The following is a 997-nucleotide window of genomic DNA, read 5'->3' on the forward strand; positions in this document are numbered from 1 at the left end:
GGGCGCGGTCACTGTCGCGGTCGCGGTGATCGTCGGCGGCGGGGGAAACGCTGGCGGCGCGGGATTGGCCGGCACGCCCGGGGGTGGAGGGGGCGCCCCTGCTCCCGCAGGACGCGGCGTGGGGCGGTCGGCCGGGTTAGCCGGCGCGGCGCCGATGATCGAGGCGACAATGGTGCCGTGGCTTTCGCAATCGGTCAGCCCGCCGTCGGGTAGTCCCTGCACGAAGTCGCCGCCGGGGAACAGCCGCGGGAACCGTGGGTTGGGGGTGACGCCGGTGTCGATGATGGCCACCGTCACTCCAGCGCCCGTCGAGTACTGCCAGGCCTGTTCGATGTTGAGCATGGTGTTGCCCGGGTCGGGTTGCGCCACGTTGGGATCGCCCACTACCACCGGGGTCACGCACGCTTTGGTTTGGCGCATCTCCTGGGGCGGGCCCGGAGTCTCGTCCGGCGGCAGTGCGCCCGGGTCGATCACCGGCGGGGCCACCGCCAGCGCCGCCGGGGGCGCCAACACGTTGGCGCTGAGCAGTCCGAATGCGGCCAGGCCGGCCGCCACACTTTTGCCCCGCATCAGTGCAACCTGATGTATTGCAGCAGCCCGATCGCCCACGCGGCGAACGGCACGATCAGGGCATAGCCGAGGTACTCCAGCCATTCCACGACTTGGCGGATGGGTTCAGAGAAGCTGCGGGAGGGAATGACCGCCCCGGCCAGCAGCCCGGCCACGGCCACGGCCAGCACCACGGCCGCCGACACCGCCACCGAGACGGTCGCCGAGGCCGGAGCGCTGAGGCCGTAGTGCAGCGGGATCGCCATCAGCGACAGTGCCGACCCGCTGACGATGGTCACCGCATGACGGCGGTGCCGCAATCCGCGGGCCCGCAGAATCAGGCACAGCGCCGTCACCACGACGACGACGATCGAGGGCCACTGCGAGCCCGACCCCGGGGCGATCGCCCACCAGGAGGCTGCCAGCTGCACCACGGCGATCCCGAGCA

2 pseudogenes are annotated in these 997 nt (G+C 71.7%); both read right to left on the reverse strand.

From position 1 onward, the window contains the following. Nucleotides 1-570: pseudogene (locus H7I57_RS05260) on the reverse strand (type VII secretion-associated serine protease); the annotation flags it as partial. Next, nucleotides 570-997, reverse strand: a pseudogene (locus H7I57_RS05265) (type VII secretion integral membrane protein EccD); the annotation flags it as partial. The pseudogenes H7I57_RS05260 and H7I57_RS05265, both read right to left, overlap by 1 nt.

This window comes from Mycolicibacterium pyrenivorans (assembly GCF_025821625.1).
Taxonomy (GTDB): domain Bacteria; phylum Actinomycetota; class Actinomycetes; order Mycobacteriales; family Mycobacteriaceae; genus Mycobacterium; species Mycobacterium pyrenivorans.